The organism is Paraburkholderia sp. FW306-02-B (assembly GCF_058782725.1).
In genome coordinates, this window is record NZ_JBYSXZ010000001.1 from 3151656 (window position 1) to 3168921 (window position 17266).

14 protein-coding genes and 1 pseudogene are annotated in these 17266 nt (G+C 63.4%); 7 read left to right on the forward strand and 8 right to left on the reverse strand.

Annotated features, from left to right (window positions below; all coding sequences use genetic code 11):
• Nucleotides 1-78 precede the first annotated feature (78 nt).
• Nucleotides 79-903, reverse strand: a complete 825-nt coding sequence (locus AC3WOG_RS13965; protein ID WP_492579797.1) for a carbon-nitrogen hydrolase family protein — start codon at nucleotides 901-903, stop codon at nucleotides 79-81.
• A 142-nt stretch (nucleotides 904-1045) separates the two neighbouring features.
• On the opposite strand from AC3WOG_RS13965, the gene AC3WOG_RS13970 reads away from it, so the two are divergent.
• Entirely contained in the window at nucleotides 1046-1885 is an 840-nt protein-coding gene (locus tag AC3WOG_RS13970; protein WP_492578556.1) for a helix-turn-helix transcriptional regulator, read from the forward strand.
• Nucleotides 1886-2098: 213 nt separating this feature from the next.
• Here the strand turns inward: AC3WOG_RS13970 and AC3WOG_RS13975 are convergent, their stop codons facing one another.
• On the reverse strand, nucleotides 2099-3481 hold the full coding sequence (locus AC3WOG_RS13975) for an NCS2 family permease (RefSeq protein ID WP_492578557.1): 1383 nt from the start codon (nucleotides 3479-3481) through the stop codon (nucleotides 2099-2101).
• Between the two features lie 576 nt (nucleotides 3482-4057).
• On the opposite strand from AC3WOG_RS13975, the gene AC3WOG_RS13980 reads away from it, so the two are divergent.
• Nucleotides 4058-5032 (forward strand): PRC-barrel domain-containing protein, encoded by a 975-nt coding sequence (locus AC3WOG_RS13980; RefSeq protein ID WP_492578558.1) that lies wholly within the window; start codon nucleotides 4058-4060, stop codon nucleotides 5030-5032.
• Complete coding sequence (locus tag AC3WOG_RS13985) at nucleotides 5029-6285, forward strand: MFS transporter (RefSeq protein WP_492578559.1); 1257 nt, start codon at nucleotides 5029-5031, stop codon at nucleotides 6283-6285. Before AC3WOG_RS13980 ends, AC3WOG_RS13985 begins: the two co-directional genes overlap by 4 nt.
• Nucleotides 6286-7402: 1117 nt before the next feature.
• On the opposite strand, the gene AC3WOG_RS13990 is transcribed toward AC3WOG_RS13985, so the two are convergent.
• Together AC3WOG_RS13990 and AC3WOG_RS13995 are read right to left on the reverse strand one after the other, a co-directional pair.
• Nucleotides 7403-8758 carry an MFS transporter gene (locus AC3WOG_RS13990; RefSeq protein WP_492579798.1) on the reverse strand — a complete coding sequence of 452 codons (1356 nt, stop codon included), beginning with the start codon at nucleotides 8756-8758 and terminating at the stop codon, nucleotides 7403-7405.
• 75 nt (nucleotides 8759-8833) lie between these two features.
• A complete protein-coding gene (locus AC3WOG_RS13995) occupies nucleotides 8834-9997 on the reverse strand; it encodes a M20 aminoacylase family protein (protein WP_492579800.1) in 1164 nt (387 codons plus the stop codon).
• Between the two features lie 127 nt (nucleotides 9998-10124).
• Between AC3WOG_RS13995 and AC3WOG_RS14000 the strand changes: the two genes are divergently transcribed.
• A complete protein-coding gene (locus AC3WOG_RS14000) occupies nucleotides 10125-11075 on the forward strand; it encodes a LysR family transcriptional regulator (RefSeq protein WP_492578560.1) in 951 nt (316 codons plus the stop codon).
• Nucleotides 11076-11097: 22 nt separating this feature from the next.
• Here AC3WOG_RS14000 and AC3WOG_RS14005 read toward each other — a convergent pair whose 3' ends face one another.
• Entirely contained in the window at nucleotides 11098-12534 is a 1437-nt protein-coding gene (locus AC3WOG_RS14005; RefSeq protein ID WP_492578561.1) for an aldehyde dehydrogenase family protein, read from the reverse strand.
• Between AC3WOG_RS14005 and AC3WOG_RS14010 the strand changes: the two genes are divergently transcribed.
• A complete protein-coding gene (locus AC3WOG_RS14010) occupies nucleotides 12533-12718 on the forward strand; it encodes a cupin domain-containing protein (protein ID WP_492578562.1) in 186 nt (61 codons plus the stop codon). The genes AC3WOG_RS14005 and AC3WOG_RS14010 overlap by 2 nt on opposite strands.
• Nucleotides 12719-12791: 73 nt before the next feature.
• Here the strand turns inward: AC3WOG_RS14010 and AC3WOG_RS14015 are convergent.
• Together AC3WOG_RS14015 and AC3WOG_RS14020 are read right to left on the reverse strand one after the other, a co-directional pair.
• A pseudogene (locus tag AC3WOG_RS14015) lies at nucleotides 12792-13013 on the reverse strand (NAD(P)/FAD-dependent oxidoreductase); the annotation flags it as partial.
• Between the two features lie 13 nt (nucleotides 13014-13026).
• On the reverse strand, nucleotides 13027-13980 hold the full coding sequence (locus AC3WOG_RS14020; protein WP_492578563.1) for a LysR family transcriptional regulator: 954 nt from the start codon (nucleotides 13978-13980) through the stop codon (nucleotides 13027-13029).
• Nucleotides 13981-14168: 188 nt separating this feature from the next.
• Between AC3WOG_RS14020 and AC3WOG_RS14025 the strand changes: the two genes are divergently transcribed.
• Entirely contained in the window at nucleotides 14169-15539 is a 1371-nt protein-coding gene (locus tag AC3WOG_RS14025) for an NAD(P)/FAD-dependent oxidoreductase (RefSeq protein ID WP_492578564.1), read from the forward strand.
• 49 nt (nucleotides 15540-15588) lie between these two features.
• Here the strand turns inward: AC3WOG_RS14025 and AC3WOG_RS14030 are convergent, their stop codons facing one another.
• Entirely contained in the window at nucleotides 15589-16482 is an 894-nt protein-coding gene (locus AC3WOG_RS14030) for a LysR family transcriptional regulator ArgP (RefSeq protein ID WP_492578565.1), read from the reverse strand.
• Between the two features lie 97 nt (nucleotides 16483-16579).
• On the opposite strand from AC3WOG_RS14030, the gene AC3WOG_RS14035 reads away from it, so the two are divergent.
• Nucleotides 16580-17203 (forward strand): LysE/ArgO family amino acid transporter, encoded by a 624-nt coding sequence (locus tag AC3WOG_RS14035; RefSeq protein ID WP_492578566.1) that lies wholly within the window; start codon nucleotides 16580-16582, stop codon nucleotides 17201-17203.
• Nucleotides 17204-17266: the final 63 nt, after the last annotated feature.

Sequence of the window (17266 nt, forward strand, 5' to 3'; positions counted from 1 at the left end):
GCCGCCCGGTCGAGCCGTATCAATCAGACTTGCTGGATGCGCGCGTGGCGCGCGGAGGGTGTTTGCCCGATGCGGGCCTTAGCGTGCGCGGATCACACGCACACGTTCGCCACGCTCGCCTTCAACGGTTGCGAGGTCGAGCGCAATGCGCGCGTCGTGCAGATAACGGTAGTGTTCACGCGCGCCTTCGAGACGCGCCGGATCGAGCGTTGCGCGCAGCACTCTCTCGCCGGCGCCCGCCTCGCACACCACCTCGCCGAACGGATCGATCAACGCCGATTCGCCGGGGAACGTGAGGTCGTCATCGCCTGAACCGGTGCGATTAACGAGCGCGGCGAACATCTGGTTCTCCATCGCCCGCGCGACAATCGCACGCCGATGCACCGGTCCGAACGGCGCCATATTGCCGTTCGTCACGATCAGCAGATCCGCGCCGAGCGATGCAAGCGCGCGCGCCGTTTCGGGAAACTCGATGTCGTAGCAGATCAGCATACCGACAGTCATGCCCTTGAAGCTGCACACTTCGTAACGGTCGCCCGCTTCGAACACGCCGACGTCCGACGCCCACAGATGCGTCTTGCGATACCGCAGCGCAATCTCGCCACGCTCGTCGACCAGCACCGTGGTGTTGAAAAAGCGGCTGCCGTCGCGCTCGGCGAGACCCACCGCGACCGCGACGCCCGCGTCACGCGCGGCATTGCGCACCGTGGTCAGCGACGGCCCGTCGATCGATTCGGCGATTTCACCAATGTTGTGCCGCGTCGGGAAACCCGACAATGTAGCCTCGGGAAATACGATCAGCGCCGTGCCGGCCGCGCGCTGCGCGATGGTGTTGAGCACGCGTTGCAGGTTCGTGGCGACGCCGCTGTCTTCGATCGGAATCTGCGCGAGTTCGAGTTGAATCAATTTTGTCTCCTGTCCTTGCCGGTCCGCTTCGCGTTAAATGGCGACTGCTGTCAGCCGCCTGCGATCAGGTTGAGCCTATTATTACCAGACATATTTTTGTTCGTAATTACCCGGGTGGGTTACCCTCAACGGAGCACGCATGGAACTCGAATGGCGCGATCTGGCTTTTCATCGGGAGATCGGTGCGGTCATCGAAGCACTCGATAGCGCGCCATTCTGGACCCGCCTCACGCGCGCGCTCGAACGCTATGTCGCCTTCGACAACTGGGTGGCGCTGCGCTTCACGCGAGGCGCTGCGCCGCTCGTGTGCGCCGAATCACCGACGCCGGACGGCGCGGTGGACGCGATGTTCCAGGACTATCTGGCCGCGCTTTATCAACTCGACCCGTTCTATATCGCCGCCACCGAAAAGCCCGCGTCGGGCTTCGTCACGCTCGCCGATGTCGCCCCCGACAACTTCTCGATGACCGACTATTACCAGCGCTACTTCAAGAAGAACATCGTCGGCGACGAAGTGCACTTCAACTTCATGATCGACGCACGGCACACGCTGGCGTTCTCGTTGGGCGCGACGCAACGCTATGGCGAGCGCGATCTCGCGGTGCTCGCGCTATGTGCGCCGTGGGTGATCGCGCTGATGCGGCAACGCTTGCCGTATGAGGTGTTCGACGCTTCGGCGATGGCTCCGGGCGTGACGGCGACGGAAACAGAAACGCTCGCGCGCGTCGATGCACCCACCTATGCCGCGCGCTTCGAGCAGGTGTCGTCGGCGAGCGGCCGCGCGGCGCTCACCGCCCGCGAGGTGGAAGTGGCGATGCTGACCTTGAGCGGATTTTCGACGCGCGCGATCGCGGAAAAACTGACGATCTCGTTCGAAACAGTGCGCGCTCACAAGAAACACATCTATACGAAGCTCAACGTCAATTCGCAGTCGGAGCTGTTCGCGCTGTTTTACGAAGCGGGACGCAAAGGCGCATGACGTCCCGCTTATTTCCCGCTCGATGTGGACTGCGGCCGCCGAACAGATTCGGCGAGAGGATTCGAAGGGGAGCGGGCAAAAAAAGATACGCGGCGCATCGCAGATAAACCCTGCAACACGCCGCGTCAAGGTGGAGAACAACCGACTACACGTTCGAGCAAGGCGCCACGAAGAGACCACCCCGCGCTCGCGCTACAGCAAAATGCAACACACTCAGATCGCCCAGCCGCCGAGATAGAAGCCGACCAGCACGACAGCGATCACAACGGTGCCGACGTTCAGCTTGCGGTACTCGCCGCTCACCACGCGGCCGATCACCAGCGTCGCGAAACCGAGCATGATGCCCGTCACGATGTTGGCGGTCAGCACGATGAACACCGCGCACATCAGGCCCGACATCGCATCGACCATGTCGTCCATATGCAGCTTGCTGACGTTGGAAAGCATCAGCAGACCGACGTACATCAGCGCCGGCGCCGTCGCATACGAAGGCACCAGACCCGCCAGCGGCGAGAAGAACATTACGACGAGGAACAGCAGGCCGACCACCGCCGCGGCCATCCCGGTCTTCGCGCCGGCTGCGACGCCGACCGTCGATTCGATGTACGCAGCCGCCGGTGCGCCGCCGAGCAGGCCCGAGAAAATCGAGCTCAGCGAATCGGCCGTCAACGCACGGCCACCGTTGATAATGCGGCCGTGTTCGTCGAGCTGGCCTGCTTGTCCGGCGACGGCGCGGATCGTGCCGGTGGCGTCGAACACGGCGGTCATCACCAGTGCCAGCACGCTAGGCAAGACTGCCATCGACAATGCGCCCTTGATGTCCATCGCGCCGATCAGCGAAGCGTGGCCCGGCGCGCTCAGCGACGGCACGGCGAACACACCATGGAACGCCACCGCCGGATCGATCAGCAACGCGATCGCCGAGATCGCGACGATCACGATCAGGATCGAACCCGGCACGCGACGGCGCACCAGACCGAAGATCGCGGCCAGACCCGCCACCGACATGATCGCCGGCAACGCCGTGATATTGCCGAGCGACACCGGCAAGCCTGCGCCCGGATTCTTGACGACGAGGCCGACATCGTTCGCCGCGATCAGCAGCAGGAACAGGCCGATACCGATGCCCGTGCCGTGCGCGATGCCGGTCGGCAGATTGCGCAGGATCCACGAACGCACGCCCGTCACCGAGATCCCGGTGAAGACGACGCCCATCAGGAACACCGCGCCGAGCGCGACGTTCGGATGCAAGCCTTTACCGAGCACGAGACCGAACGCGGTGAACGCGGTCAATGAGATCGCGCAGCCGATCGCGATCGGCAGACGCGCCCACACGCCCATCAGCAGCGAGCCGAACGCGGTGGTCAGGCACACGGCGACGAACACCGCGCTGGTATCGAAGCCCGCTTTGCCGAACATGCCCGGCACGACGAACACGGAATAGACCATCGCGAGGAAGGTCGTAATACCGGCGACGATTTCCTGACGCTGCGAACTGCCGCGCGAGGAGATTTCGAAGTAGCGGTCGAGAAAGCCCTTTCCGTCGAATGATTCGGCGCCGACTTCGGAAATCGGTTGGGCGTGGGGTTCCATCATGATGAGTGCCTCCTTTATCAGCGTGCTGAAACGGCCATCGATCTGGCCGCCATCAGGTTCGTCTCGTTGCGTTTGTCTATCTAATGAGGGGTGTGGCAAGGTTTGAACGTCGGCTTGCGATGCATTTAAGTTCTCGTCCTCCGGCGGCCAGCTTCCTTACAGCACTGACCGTCGATTTCCCGGGATGACGTACAACCTGCATGCTCCGTTCTTCTTTTGCTGTCACGAAATGTAGGGCAACACAAATATGTCTCCCATCGCATGAATGGCATGCTCGACATGTCGCGACGCTTATATCGTTTAAGGGACGGCAAATCATGCGCATGGCCCGCGCGTTTACACCTACGGTTTGTCATCGAGTTGTGAAGCGTTTTTGCGCGGATTTGAAGGGCTAAAAGGGGCGCAAAGGCTCGAAGCGCAGCGCGAACCGCGCGCGCGGCGAACCTGTCAGATGGCCTGCAAAACCGGCCGGCCCGGCGCCGCGGGTTACACTCTGACCCGTATCTGTCTTAACTGCGTGTCTTAACTGCGGCGGTCCACAGCGCCCGTCCACACTGGCCCATGGAGTCCTTCTTGATGAGTGGCGGTTTTTCGCGTCCTGCCTGGCGTCTTCTGATTCTTGCTGCGTTCGCAGTGCTCGCGTTGTCCGGTTGCAGCCTGCTGTGGGGTCCGCAACAGGCGCCGATCGTCGAAGCCACGGTCATGCCCGTCGAACCCGCGAGCGCGCCGGTGGCCGCCTCCGAGCCGGAACCGGCCGAGACCGAGGCGGCCGGGGCCGAGCAGCCGAGAAAGCCGAAGAAGCCGGTCGTCAAGCCCCACAAGGTCGAACCTCCACCGCCGGTCGCCGCGCCCGCGCCGCCGCCTCCGCCGCCTCCGCCGCTGATCGTGTTGCGCACGATCGAGCGCAACGAAGCGCACGGGCTGCTCGATAGCCCGGTGCAGAAACCCGACGGCAAAGTGGTCGGCCGCGCGGTCGATATGCTTGCGGACGCGGCCGGCAAGCCACGCGAGATGGTGGTCAACCTGCAGGGTTTCCTCGGCGTCGGCGATCGCAAGGTGAATTTCCCGTGGAGCGCTGTTCGCTTCACGCCGACCGCGACGGCCGCGCCGATCACGCTCACCGCGGCTGCCGTGCCGGCGCACGCGGCCAGGTCCAACGTCGTGCAATTGCCGTTGCTCGATGCCACCGTCGAGCGTTCGAACGGCGCGAAGGTCGGCCGCGTGATCGACGTGCTGATCGACGCCAACGCGCAGCCGCAAGCGGTCGTACTCGACGTCAACGGGATGGTCAGCACGGAACGGCGCACGATTGCCGCGAACTGGTCGGCGCTGCGCTTCGTCACCAAAGACAAGGAGTTGCATCCGCTGATCGATCTGAGCGATGCGCAGATCAACGCGACGCCGCCTTACGCCAGCGACAAACCGATCCGCGCGGTGTCGCCTGCGCCACCGCCCGCGCCTGCGCCTGCGCCTGCCCCAGTGCCTGCTGCCGCGGCCACCGCGGCGCCGGCCACTGCCACCGCGGTTTCCAGCGCACGGGTGGCCCGATGACCGGCCGCACTCTGGTCACCGCGCGCAGCCTGCGCGCGCTCGATTGGCTCAATTTTTTCGTCGCCAATGTGCAGACGGGCTTTGGGCCGTTCATCGCGTCGTACCTTGCGTCGCACAAGTGGACGCAGGGCGAGATCGGCATGGCGCTATCGGTCGGCACCATCAGCGCGATGGTCAGCCAGGTGCCGGGCGGCGCCGCGGTCGACGCGCTGCGCAACAAGAAAGGCGCTGCTGCCTGGGCGATTTTCGCGATCATCTTCAGCGCGGTGCTGCTGGCCGCGAGCCCGACGGTGCTGCCGGTGATCGCCGCCGAGGTGTTCCACGGCTTTGCCAGTTGCATGCTGACGCCGGCTCTCGCGGCGATCTCGTTCGCGCTGGTCGGCCGCGCGAATCTTGGCGACCGGCTCGGGCGCAATGCGCGCTGGGCGTCGATCGGCAGCGCGGTCGCGGCCGGGATGATGGGCGTATTCGGTGAGTATTATTCGCCGCGCGCGGTGTTCTGGCTGACCGCCGCGCTTGCCGTGCCTGCTCTCTTCGCATTGACGATGATCCAGCGCACCGACACTGTCGAGTTGCCGAAGGCCGCGCCGACGCCAGCACAGATCGAACGGCGCGAGAGCTTGCGCGAGTTGCTGCGCGACAAGCGGATGCTGCTGTTCGCGGCGTGCATTGTGTTGTTCCACTTGTCGAATGCGGCGATGTTGAATCTTGCCGCTGGCGAAGTGACGGCCGGCATGGGGGATAACGTTCAGCTCGTGATTGCGGCTTGCATTATTGTGCCGCAGGCGATTGTGGCGATGATGTCGCCATGGGTTGGGCGTTCTGCCGAACGATGGGGACGCAGGCCGATTTTGTTGCTGGGGTTTTCCGCGTTGCCGATACGGGCGTTGTTGTTCGCCGGGATCAGCAGCCCGTATTTGCTCGTGCCGGTGCAGATGCTCGATGGGTTGAGCGCCGCCGTGTTCGGTGTGATGCTGCCGTTGATCGCCGCCGATGTGGCCGGCGGGAAGGGGCGCTATAACCTTTGTATTGGGTTGTTCGGGTTGGCTGCCGGGATTGGGGCCACGTTGAGCACTACGGCTGCTGGGTTTATTGCTGATCATTTTGGCAATGCAGTGAGCTTTTTTGCCTTGGCGGCGGCTGGGGCGATGGCCGTGCTGCTGGTGTGGGCAGCGATGCCGGAGACGCGCGATGCGGCGGCTGATGAGGATCAGGCTGCTGTGCCTGATGGGGGGAAGCCTGTAAAGGGTTAAGGTTTTTTGCCTTGGGCGGCGGCATTGTTCTGTGTGCCTACGGTGTTGGTCTTTGCCTGGTTTTTTTGCCTGCGCGGCGCTGGTTGTCTGTGTGCCTATGGCGGTGCCTTTCCTTGCTTTGTTATTGGTTTATTAGCGTTCCCCCTGTGCGGGGGAGCACCTACTTTTCTTTGCCTGCCGCAAAGAAAAGTAGGCAAAAGAAAGCGGCTTTACACCGCCAGCTCTTAAGCGGGTCCCCTGGCTTGGAGGAGGCAGTGGAGCATCTGGAATCGGTGTTCCCGCACACTCCGCGCTGGTGACAAGGCCGTCATTCTTCCGGCGGCGCTGCGCGCGCCGTAGCGGTACTTCTCAACACCGATAGCAGATTGGCACCTCCGGCGTCATCCTTTCCGCCTCGCACCGCATGCTCGCCGGAGCGGTCTGCGAGGGAAACCATGGGCTTCGTTTTGGTTTGGTGGTGACCATCAGCTTCGCCTCGGCAAAGCGCTGAATTGTGGAAATTCGGATCACTTCGCTGAACGAAACGCAGTTGTGGAATTGCGTGCTACTTCGCCGAACAAAACGCGGCCGCGAGTTACGCGAGCGCAGGAAAGGCAAGCCCTTACGCCGGAACAACCGCGGGCACGGAGCACCGCTAGCGCAGCGAAAACAAGCCGCTACGCCCGGATAACATCAGGCACGGAAACGACCGATGGTTTTGTGAAGTACCGCTACGGCGCGCGTAGCGCCGCCAGCCAAGCGAGGGTACCCAAACCGCCAGGCGGCTTGATGAAGTACCGTTGCGGCGCGCGCAGCGCCGCCGGAAGTATGACGGCCTTGTCACCAGCGCGGAGTGTGCGGGAACACCGATTCCAGATGCTCCACTGCCTCCTCCAAGCCAGGGGACCCGCTTAAAAGCTAGCGGTTTGAGCCGCTTTCTTTTGCCTACTTTTCTTTGCGGCAGGCAAAGAAAAGTAGGTGCTCCCCCGCACAGGGGGAACGCTAATAAACCAATAACAAAGCAAGGAAAGGCACCGCCATAGGCACACAGACAACCAGCGCCGCGCAGGCAAAGACACCAGGAAAAGACCACCGCCGCAGGCAAACAACCCAACCAGGCGCTACGCGCAAAATAACCCTAATCAATAACCTTCCCAGCAGTCTCCCGCATAAATGGAAGCGGCAACAGCGACACCAAACCACATGCAATCAAATACCAGGCGGGCGCCAAATTACTGCCAGAAACCTGAATAAGCCAGGTAGCAAAAAACTGCGCAAACCCACCAAAAATAGACACGCCCAAACAATAAACAATCGACATCCCCGTAGCGCGAATCTCGCGCGGAAACATCTCCGGAAGCATGACGATATTGGGCACGGCAGTAAAAGCAACAAATACTGCCAGCACGGCAACAACCGACAACAACACTGGCACCGTCGGCGACGCATTAATAATCATAAACGCGGGATACACCGCCACAATCAACAGCACGCGAGAAACCCACAAAACCCGCTTACGTCCAACGCGATCGGACAACGCCCCCGCGAACGGCGAACATATCACCGTCACAACTGCCGCGGTCCAGGCAGCCCACAGCGCCGACGACATCGGCAAATGCAAAATCCGGATCGCGTAAGTAGAAAGGTAGAACAGCACGATATAGTTGGCCGCCGTCCCGCCGATGGTCGTCAGCACGCCAGTCGTAATCACGCGCGAATGATCGCGAAACAACTTGCGCACCGGCTGCTCGGCAGGCGCCTGACGCGCCTGAACCGTGCCGTCTTCGACGCCCGGCAGCGTCTCATTCAGATGCCGCCGGATATAGATACCAATCGGCCCCATCGCCATGCCGATCACAAACGGCACCCGCCAGCCCCAGCTTTCGAGCGCGGCCGTCGACAACGCCGCCGCCAGCGCAACGCCGAGCAACGAGCCGCACACCGTGTTCAACCCCTGGCTCACAAACTGCCAGCTGCCGTAGAAGCCGCGCGTCTTGTCGCTGCCGTATTCCAGCAGCAGCGAAGTCGATGCGCCAACCTCGCCGCCCAACGCAAAACCCTGAATCAAGCGCGCAAGGATCACCAGCAGCGGCGCGGCCACGCCAATCGCCGCGTAAGTCGGCGCGAATGCGATGATCGCAGAACCGAGCGTCATCAACCACAGCGTCAAACTCATCGCGGCCTTGCGCCCGGCGCGGTCCGCATACGCGCCAAGGACGATGCCGCCCACCGGCCGCATGATGAAACCCACGCCGAACGTGCCGGCCGCCAGCATCAATTGCGCAAGCTGCCCTTCGACCGGAAAATACAACTTGCCGATAATGGTCGCGAAGAAACTGTAGATCGTGAAATCGAAAAACTCGAGGCCGTTGCCGAGCGTGATCGCGGCGATCGCTTTCGCATGGCTCGCGCGCTGAACGGGCTGCGTGGACAACGCGCTCTGCATGTTCAACGTGTCGGCGCCCGTGGGTTGCGGTGTGGCGGAATAGTCCATCTTTGTCTCCATGGTGTCCTTCCTGCTGATGCGCGGCTCTACGGCCGCTCCGTCAATCGAAGATGAAAGCTGAACTCAGACGAGGAACGTCTGCGCGAGCCGCACCCAATAGGCCGCGCCGGTGGCGAGGCACGCGTCGTTGAAGTCGTAACCGGGGTTGTGCACCATGCAGCCGCCCTCGCCGTCGCCATTGCCGATGATCAGGTAGCTGCCGGGGCAACCCTCCAGCAGGAACGCGAAGTCTTCGCTGCCGGTCAGCGGCTGCATCCCGGCAATCAGGCCGTCTTCACCGAGCCAGTCGAGTGCGACTTGCCGCGCGAGGCCGGTCATTTCCGCGTCATTGACGAGCACCGGGTAGCGGCGCTGATAGTCGACGTCCGCCCGCGCGCCGAATACCGCGGCCTGCCCGCAGGCGACCGCCGTAATACGCTCCTGCAAATAATCGCGAACCTCGGGCCTCAACGCGCGCACCGACAAGCGCATCTCCGCGGTTTCAGGAATCACGTTCGGCGCTTCGCCGGCGTGAATCGCGCCGACCGTGACGATCGCCATGTCGAGCGGCGCGATGTTGCGCGACACGATGGCCTGCAACGCCAGCACGATCTGCGCGCACACCACGACGGGATCGACGGCCTTGTGCGGCATCGCGCCGTGACCGCCGCGGCCGGTCACCTTGATGATCACCGTGTCGGATGACGCCATGAACGAGCCCGGCAGGAAACCGAACTTGCCGGTCGGATATCCTGGCATGTTGTGCATCGCAAAGACGGCGTCGCACGGAAACGTGTCGAACAGGCCGTCTTCCAGCATTTTCTTCGCGCCGGCCTGGCCTTCTTCGGCAGGTTGGAAAATCAGATTGAGCGTGCCGTCAAAGCACTTTTCCTGCGCGAGATGTTTGGCCGCGGCCAGCAGGATCGCCGTGTGGCCGTCGTGGCCGCATGCGTGCATCTTGCCGGGCACCGTGCTCGCGTACGGCAGGCCAGTGGTTTCGTGGATCGGCAGCGCGTCCATGTCGGCGCGCAGGCCGAGCCTGCGCACGCCATTGCCGACTTTCAATTGCCCGACAACACCGGTTTGACCCAGCCCGCGATGCACGGTATAGCCCCACTCCCGCAAACGTTCGGCGACCAGGTCGCCGGTGGCGAACTCTTCGTAGGCAAGCTCAGGCTGCGCGTGGATGCGATGGCGCAGCGCGATCATTTCGTCTTCCAGTTCGGCAATGCCCGCCGGAATGGCCATGGTGTTCACGATGTCGTCTCCGTCTATGAATGCGTGAACCGAGCATAGCGACGCCGATTTTCCAGCGGCAGGCGTAGAATCGTTGCAGCAGCAACCAGTGGTTGCCACCTTCCTATACGCTTGTCAGATGAAACTCCATCAGCTCAGCACTTTAGCGGCGATCGCGGATACCGGCAGTATCCGGGCGGCGGCACGTTCGCTCGGTCTGTCGCCGGCCGCCGTCACCAAGGCGATGCGCGAACTGGAGGCCGATCTGCACGCGCCGCTGGTGGTGCGTAGCGCGAGCGGCGTCGCGTTCACCGAGTTCGGCCGCGCGCTGGTCGTGCATGCGCGGCTCGTACTGGGTCAATTGCAACGCGCGGAAGCGGAGATCGAAGCGATGCGCGGCGCGGCGGCCGGCAAACTGTCGATCGGCGTCACGCCGTGGGTCGCGCTGACTTTTCTGCCGCCGACCGTGCAACGGTTCCGGCAGCGCATGCCGGACGTGCAACTGGAATTTTTCGAAGGCTTGCTGGCGGTCGTGCAACCGCGCTTGCGCGACGGCAGCCTCGACTTTTCGATCGGCCGCCCGCCGCCTGCGTCGCCGCAATCGGAATTTCACAACGTGCCGCTGTTTTCGACACATTCGGCCGTGGTCGCGCGCCGCGATCATCCCAAGGCCGGTTGCCGCACGCTGCTCGAACTGGAAGATGCCGAATGGGTGCTGAACTGGGACCCGGCGAGCCGCGAGTCGATCTCGGACAACCTGTTCCGCAAGCGCGGCATGACCGTGCCGCACACGATCCATCTCGCGCATTCGCTGGCGATCGTGCTGGGTTTGCTCGCGCGCACGGACATGCTCAGCATCTTCCCGTGGCCGCTCGTCGAGGTGAGCATCGCGAAGGAGAATCTGTGGGCGCTGCCGCTGCGTGAGACGGTCGATGAAACCATCGTCAGCATCACGTCACGCCGCGGCGCGCCGACGAGTCCCGCGGCCACGTGTTTTCTCGATTGTTTGCGTGAAGTAATCGACGAAGGGGCGCGCTCGCAAAACCCCGAGCAGCGCCGCCTGTTTCATTCGATCGAACTGCTGCTGTAGTTACACAGTTGGTCACGCGAACTTATGTCGCGTAGCCCACCACGCCCTTGATCTCCAGAAAATCCTCGAGACCGAACTCGCCGTACTCCCGGCCATTGCCCGATTGCTTGAATCCGCCGAACGGCGCATCCGGGCTGTAGTCCGCGTAGTTCAGATAGATCGTGCCGGTGCGCAGGCGTTTGGCTACCGTGCGCGCGTGCTCGATCGAGCCGGATTGCACATAACCCGCAAGACCGTAGAGGCTGTCGTTGGCCATCGCGATCGCTTCGTCTTCGGAGTCGTAGGCGAGGATCGACAGCACCGGGCCGAAGATCTCCTCACGCGCGATCGTCATATTCGGTGTCACCTTGCCGAACACCGTCGGCCGCACGAAGTAGCCATCCTTCAAACCGTCAGGACGGCCCAAGCCGCCGGCCACCAGCGTCGCTCCCTCTTCCGCGCCGACTCCGATCAGCCGCTGGATCTTGTCGAACTGCTGCTCGCTGATAACCGGCCCGAGGTCGATACCCGCTGCATCCGCAGGACCGACGACCAGCGCTTCAGCCGCTTCCTTCGCATACGCCAACGCTTCGGCTTCGCGCGCACGCGGCACGAACATGCGCGTGGGCGCATCGCACGATTGGCCGCTGTTGTCGAAGCACGCGCGCGCGCCGCGCATCACCGCTTCCTTCAGATCGGCGTCCTCCAGAATCAGATTGGCCGACTTGCCGCCCAGCTCCTGGTGCACACGCTTGACCGTATCCGCCGACGCCTTCGCGACCTGCACGCCCGCGCGCGTCGAACCGGTGAACGACATCATGTCGATGTCCGGATGACGCGACATCGCCTCGCCCACCGTGCGGCCTTCGCCGTTCACGAGGTTGAAGACGCCGGCCGGCACGCCCGCTTCGTCGAGGATTTCGGCGAACAGCAGCGCGCTCATCGGCGCCAGTTCCGAGGGCTTGAGCACCATCGTGCAACCGGCCGCCAGCGCCGGCGCGACCTTGGTGGTGATCTGCAAGGCCGGCCAGTTCCACGGCGTAATCAGCCCGCATACGCCGACCGCTTCCTTGCGGATCAGAATGCTGCTCTTCGTATACTCGAACTCGAAGGTATCGAGCGTGCGGATCATCGTCTCCAGATGCGCGACGCCGGTCCACGCCTGCGCGTCGTTCGCGTATTGCAGCGGTGCGCCCATCTCGCGGCTGATCGCGTGCACCATGTCGTCGTAGCGCTTGCGGTACACGTCGAGAATCGCTTGCAGCAGGTCGATGCGCTGCGCGATCGTGGTTTCGCTATACGCCGGGAACGCGCGTTTCGCCGCCGCCACGGCGCGATCGACATCGGCGGCGCTGCCCAGCGAGATCTGCGCGAACGCGGCGGCGGTGGACGGATCGATCACGTCGAGCGTGACGGGGTCGACCGATTCGACCGGGTCGACCCATTGGCCGTCGATGTAAAACTGCTTGGCGTGTTGCATGAGCTTGATCCTCTACATAAATGAAGTCTGTGTACTGATCGAAGGCGAAGTCGCCATCACCAGCGACGATGGCCGCAGCGAGCGCTATGCCGCCGGCGACGCCTTCATCCTGCACAAGGGCTTCCCGGGCACGTGGCATATGCCGGTTGCGACCAGGAAATACAGCATCATGTACTGCTGTTGATACCTGCTGCCCGATCGGGAACCGCACCCCATAAGGTGCGGTTTTTTTATATTGGCGGCAATAGAAACTTGCCGCCGAAGCGGCTGCCCGCGACGCCGAAGCCGGTATAACCCGCGACGAACACGCTCTTGCCGCCGTGATAGCGGCGCGCGAATACGGCGCCGCGCGAGCAGTAGTCGATCGGGCCGCCCCACGCATGCGTGAACTTCACGTCGTCCAGTTGCAGGAAGGTGCGATAGAACGCTTCGGCGAGCTTGTAACAGGTGCTTTCGTCGCGATCCGCAGCCGGGTTCGGCCCGGACCCGGACCTAGGCCTGTCGACGCCGCTTCGCCGCGGCGAGGGTCGGCAGCCGGATCGGCACCGTGCCGGACATGCCCTGCTCGATCAGAAAATCGCGGAACAGGCCGGCGACATGCGGCAGGCGTTTATCGGACACATGCATCACATACCAGTCGCGCTCGATCGGATTGGCGGGCAACGGCAGCAACGCGAGCAAGCCGGCCTGAAACTCCAGCGAACAGGCGTGCAGCGACAGAAACGCGATGCCCAAGCCCGCTTCGACCAGTTGCTTGATGGCCTCGTTGCTCGACAATTCCGAACCGATATGCAGTTTGTGACCCGCTTGCCGAAACAGATTCTCGACGGTCGAGCGCGTGCCCGAGCCCCGTTCCCGCACGAATAGATTCGCTGTTTGCAAGTCGTCGAGCGACAGGCGTTTCTTCTTCATCAGCGCATGCGCGGGCGATGCGACGAACGCCATGGGATGCTTTGCGAACGCGGTGGCCACCGTACGCAATTCACGCGGCGCGCTGCCCATCACCGCGAGATCGATCTCGTGCGTGGCGAGCATGCGGATGATGTCGGCGCGATTGCCGACCTTGAACTGCACCTTCACTTGCGGGCGCAATTCAGTGAAGCGCACCAGAAACGGCGGAATCAGATACTCCGCGGTGGTGATCGCGCCGATCCGCAAGGTGCCGCCCTGCTCTCCGTGCAGCGCGGCCAGATCATCCGCCGCGCCGTTCCATAGATCGAGAATCTCCAGCGCGTAGCGTGCGAGGATTTCGCCCGCCGCCGTCAGTTGCACACCACGACCGACCCGCTGCAAGAGCGGCGCGCCCGCAGCGTCTTCGAGCAGACGCACCTGGAGCGACACCGCCGGTTGCGTGAGCCGCAATTCTTCCGCGGCGCGCGACACGCTGCCGAGCTTCGCAACGGTATGCAAGGCCTTTAACTGACGGAACGTGGCTGCTTTTAACATAAGCGAAAACCTATATGTTCTGTATAAACATTAAATTGTGCTGCTGATTATGCCGATTCTATACTGGCCCTGACAGATGAGCCGGGCGAATGGTTCGTATAGCGCGTTAGCGGATCAGCGCCTTCGCCGGCTCAGTGCGGATAACCAGTTCGGGTAATCAGTTCGGTAAACTCGGGAGGACACGGATCATGGTCGCAATCGATCGGCAAGCAACCGCTACAGCACACTGCGCCACGCGAAGCACGGCACATCGGATCGTGATCGTCGGCGGTGGCGTCGGCGGCCTTGGGCTCGCTACACGTCTGTCCGAAACGCTCGGCCGCGACGGGCTCGCGAAGATCGTGCTGGTCGACCGCTGGCCGACGCATTTCTGGAAGCCGTTGCTGCACGAAGCCGCTTCCGGCCAGCTCGATCCGGCCACGCATCAATTGCAATACGCGGTGCAGGCGCAGCGGCATGGCTTCGAATTCGAACAGGGTGAACTCGCGGCGCTCGATCGTACGCAACGGCACATCACGGTGAACGCGCTGCACGACGCCGACGGCCGCGAAATTCTGCCCGCGCGCCAACTTGCGTTCGATACGCTCGTGCTGGCGATGGGCAGTGTCACGCAATATTTCGGCGTGCCAGGCGCGGCCGAACATGCGTTGCCGCTCGAATCGGTCGCGCATGCGGAAGCGTTCCGCCGCAAGCTGCTCGATGCCTGTCTGCGTGCGAACCATGCGCGTCGCGCGGGGACCTCGCAAGCGGATACGCCCGTGTCGATCAACATCATCGGCGCCGGCGCAACCGGCGTCGAACTCGCGGCGGCGCTGCGCGATACCGTGCGTTTGCTGAACCGCTATAGCCCGTTCTCACTCGATCCGGAGCGCGACTTTCGCATCCGTTTGATCGAAAGCAGCGAGCGCGTGCTGCCCGCGTTGTCCGAAACGATTTCGGCGCGTGCTCAACGGATGCTCGGCAATCTCGGCGTCGAAGTATTGAACGCGACGCGCGTCACCGAAGTACGCGCCGACGCTGTGTCGACGAACGACGGCGCGCCGCTCGCCAGCGACATCGCGATCTGGACCGCCGGTATCGCGGGGCCGCCGGTGTTGCGCACGCTGGATGGCATCGCGGTGAATCGCAATGCACAGGTGCAGGTGAGCCGCACGCTACAGTGCACGAACGACGCGAACATATTCGGGCTAGGCGATTGCGCGGCCTGCCCCGCTGAAAACGCGGGCGCGTTTCTGGCGCCGCGCGCACAAGTCGCGCATCAGCAGGCGCTGTTCCTCGCGCGGGCGTTGAAGTGCCGGGTGGCAGGCGAGGCGCTGCCCGAGTTCGTGTATCGCGACGCGGGCACGCTGGTCGGTTTCGGCCGTGAAGGCACGATCGGCAGCCTGAGCAGCAGCTTGCTGACACGGCCGGTGTTCGTGGACGGCTGGCTGGCGACTGCCGTCTATAGGCTCATCTACCGGCGTCACGTGATGACGCTGACCGGTTTTGCGCGCATGGCGCTCGATACGGCGAGCCATTGGTTGCGCAGACGCGTGCATCCGGTGATCCGGCTGCACTGAAGTCAGGAAGCGCGGACGGCCGCCCCCGACAAGCACCGCCCGCGCAGCCTCAGTCGAGAAACTCCGCCGCCCGTTTCCTCAGCACCGCGCCGAAATCGTCGAGCCAGCCGATCGACAGGCGCCAGCTCTGCCAGTACAGATCGATGTCGAGATGCTTGCCGGGCGCCATATCGACCAGTTCACCGTTGGCCAGATGCGGCGCGATCATCCGTTCCGGGCACATGCCCCAGCCGAGCCCGTTCACACACGCGCGCAAAAAACCGGCGACGTGCGGAATCCAGTGCAATGGCGGATCGAGTTCCGCCCGCGTGGTGCGGCGCATGAAGCGCTTTTGCAACTGATCCTTCGGATTGAAATCGACACACGGCGCGCGCCGCAAAGTCTCGCGCGTGATGCCGTCAGCGAAATGGCGCGCCAGAAAATCCGGCGAGCAGACCGCCAGATAGCGCATCCGGCCGAGGCGTGTCGAGCGGCAGCCCTGCACCGGCTCGGCTTGCGTCGTGACCGCGCCCTGCACGCTGCCGTCGCGAATCCGCTGCGCCGTGTGGTCCTGATCGTCGATCACCAGATCGAGCAGCATTTCCCGCTCGACACAGAAACCCGCCACCGCGTCGATAAACCAGGTGCCCACGCTGTCGTCGTTGACGGCGACGCGCAGCGCCGGCCACGGTTCGACCAGCGCGCCGGGCAGCGCCGGCAGACGGCCGGTCAGCTCCGCTTCCAGCAACTGCACGCGTTCGGTATGGCGGCACAGCAGCGCGCCCGAGGTGGTCGCGACGCACGGCTGGCCGCGCTTGACGAGCACGCTGCCTACCCGTTCCTCCAGCAGCTTGACCCGCTGCGATACCGCCGACGGCGTCACATTCAGTTCGCTGGCCGCACGGTCGAACGAACCGTGACGGACCACGGCGGCCAGTGCGTCGAGCAGTGCATAGTCGAGCATTAGCGTTCCTTAATCAGCATTAAGTGAATTAGCTTCTCTTAGGCGAAACAAAACCGCAGACTAGCCTCGTTCGTCTCTTCCGTCTACTGGATCGATTATGAATTGGCTGTCTTTTTCCCACGGTGCGGCGCTGTGCGCGTCGCTGATCGTGACAATCGGCGCGCAGAACGCATTCGTGCTGCGGCAAGGGATCATGCGTTCGCATGTCGGCAAGATCGTCGCGTTGTGCGCCATCTCGGACTTCATCCTGATCGGCGCGGGCGTCGGCGGCGCGTCGGTACTGGTCGAGCGCTATCCGGTGTTCGTCCACGCGATGCTGTATGTGGGGCTCGCCTATCTGGCGTGGTTCGGCATCAATGCGCTGCGGCGCGCGGTGCGGCCGGGGCACGCCGTTCTGGACGCCGACGCGAATGGCCCCGCCACGCCTGCCGTGCAACGCGCCATGCCGATCATCCTGATGACGCTGGCCTTCACGTGGCTCAATCCGCACGTGTATCTCGACACGTTCCTGCTGATCGGCACCGCCGGCGCGCGTGAACCGGAAGGCGCACGCGTGGCGTTCGCGCTCGGTGCGATGGCGGTAAGCGGAATCTGGTTTATCGGTTTGGGTTACGGCGCACGAGCGTTGGCGCCGCTGTTTCGCCGTGCGAGCGCGTGGCGCGTGCTGGATGGCGCGATCGGCAGCATGGTGTTGCTGCTGGCGGTGACGCAGTTGCGTTGAACGTGGCGCCTCCACCGCGGCGGCTCTCGCTCTCACCACGCGCCTTAGCCGGCGCGTGCCTCA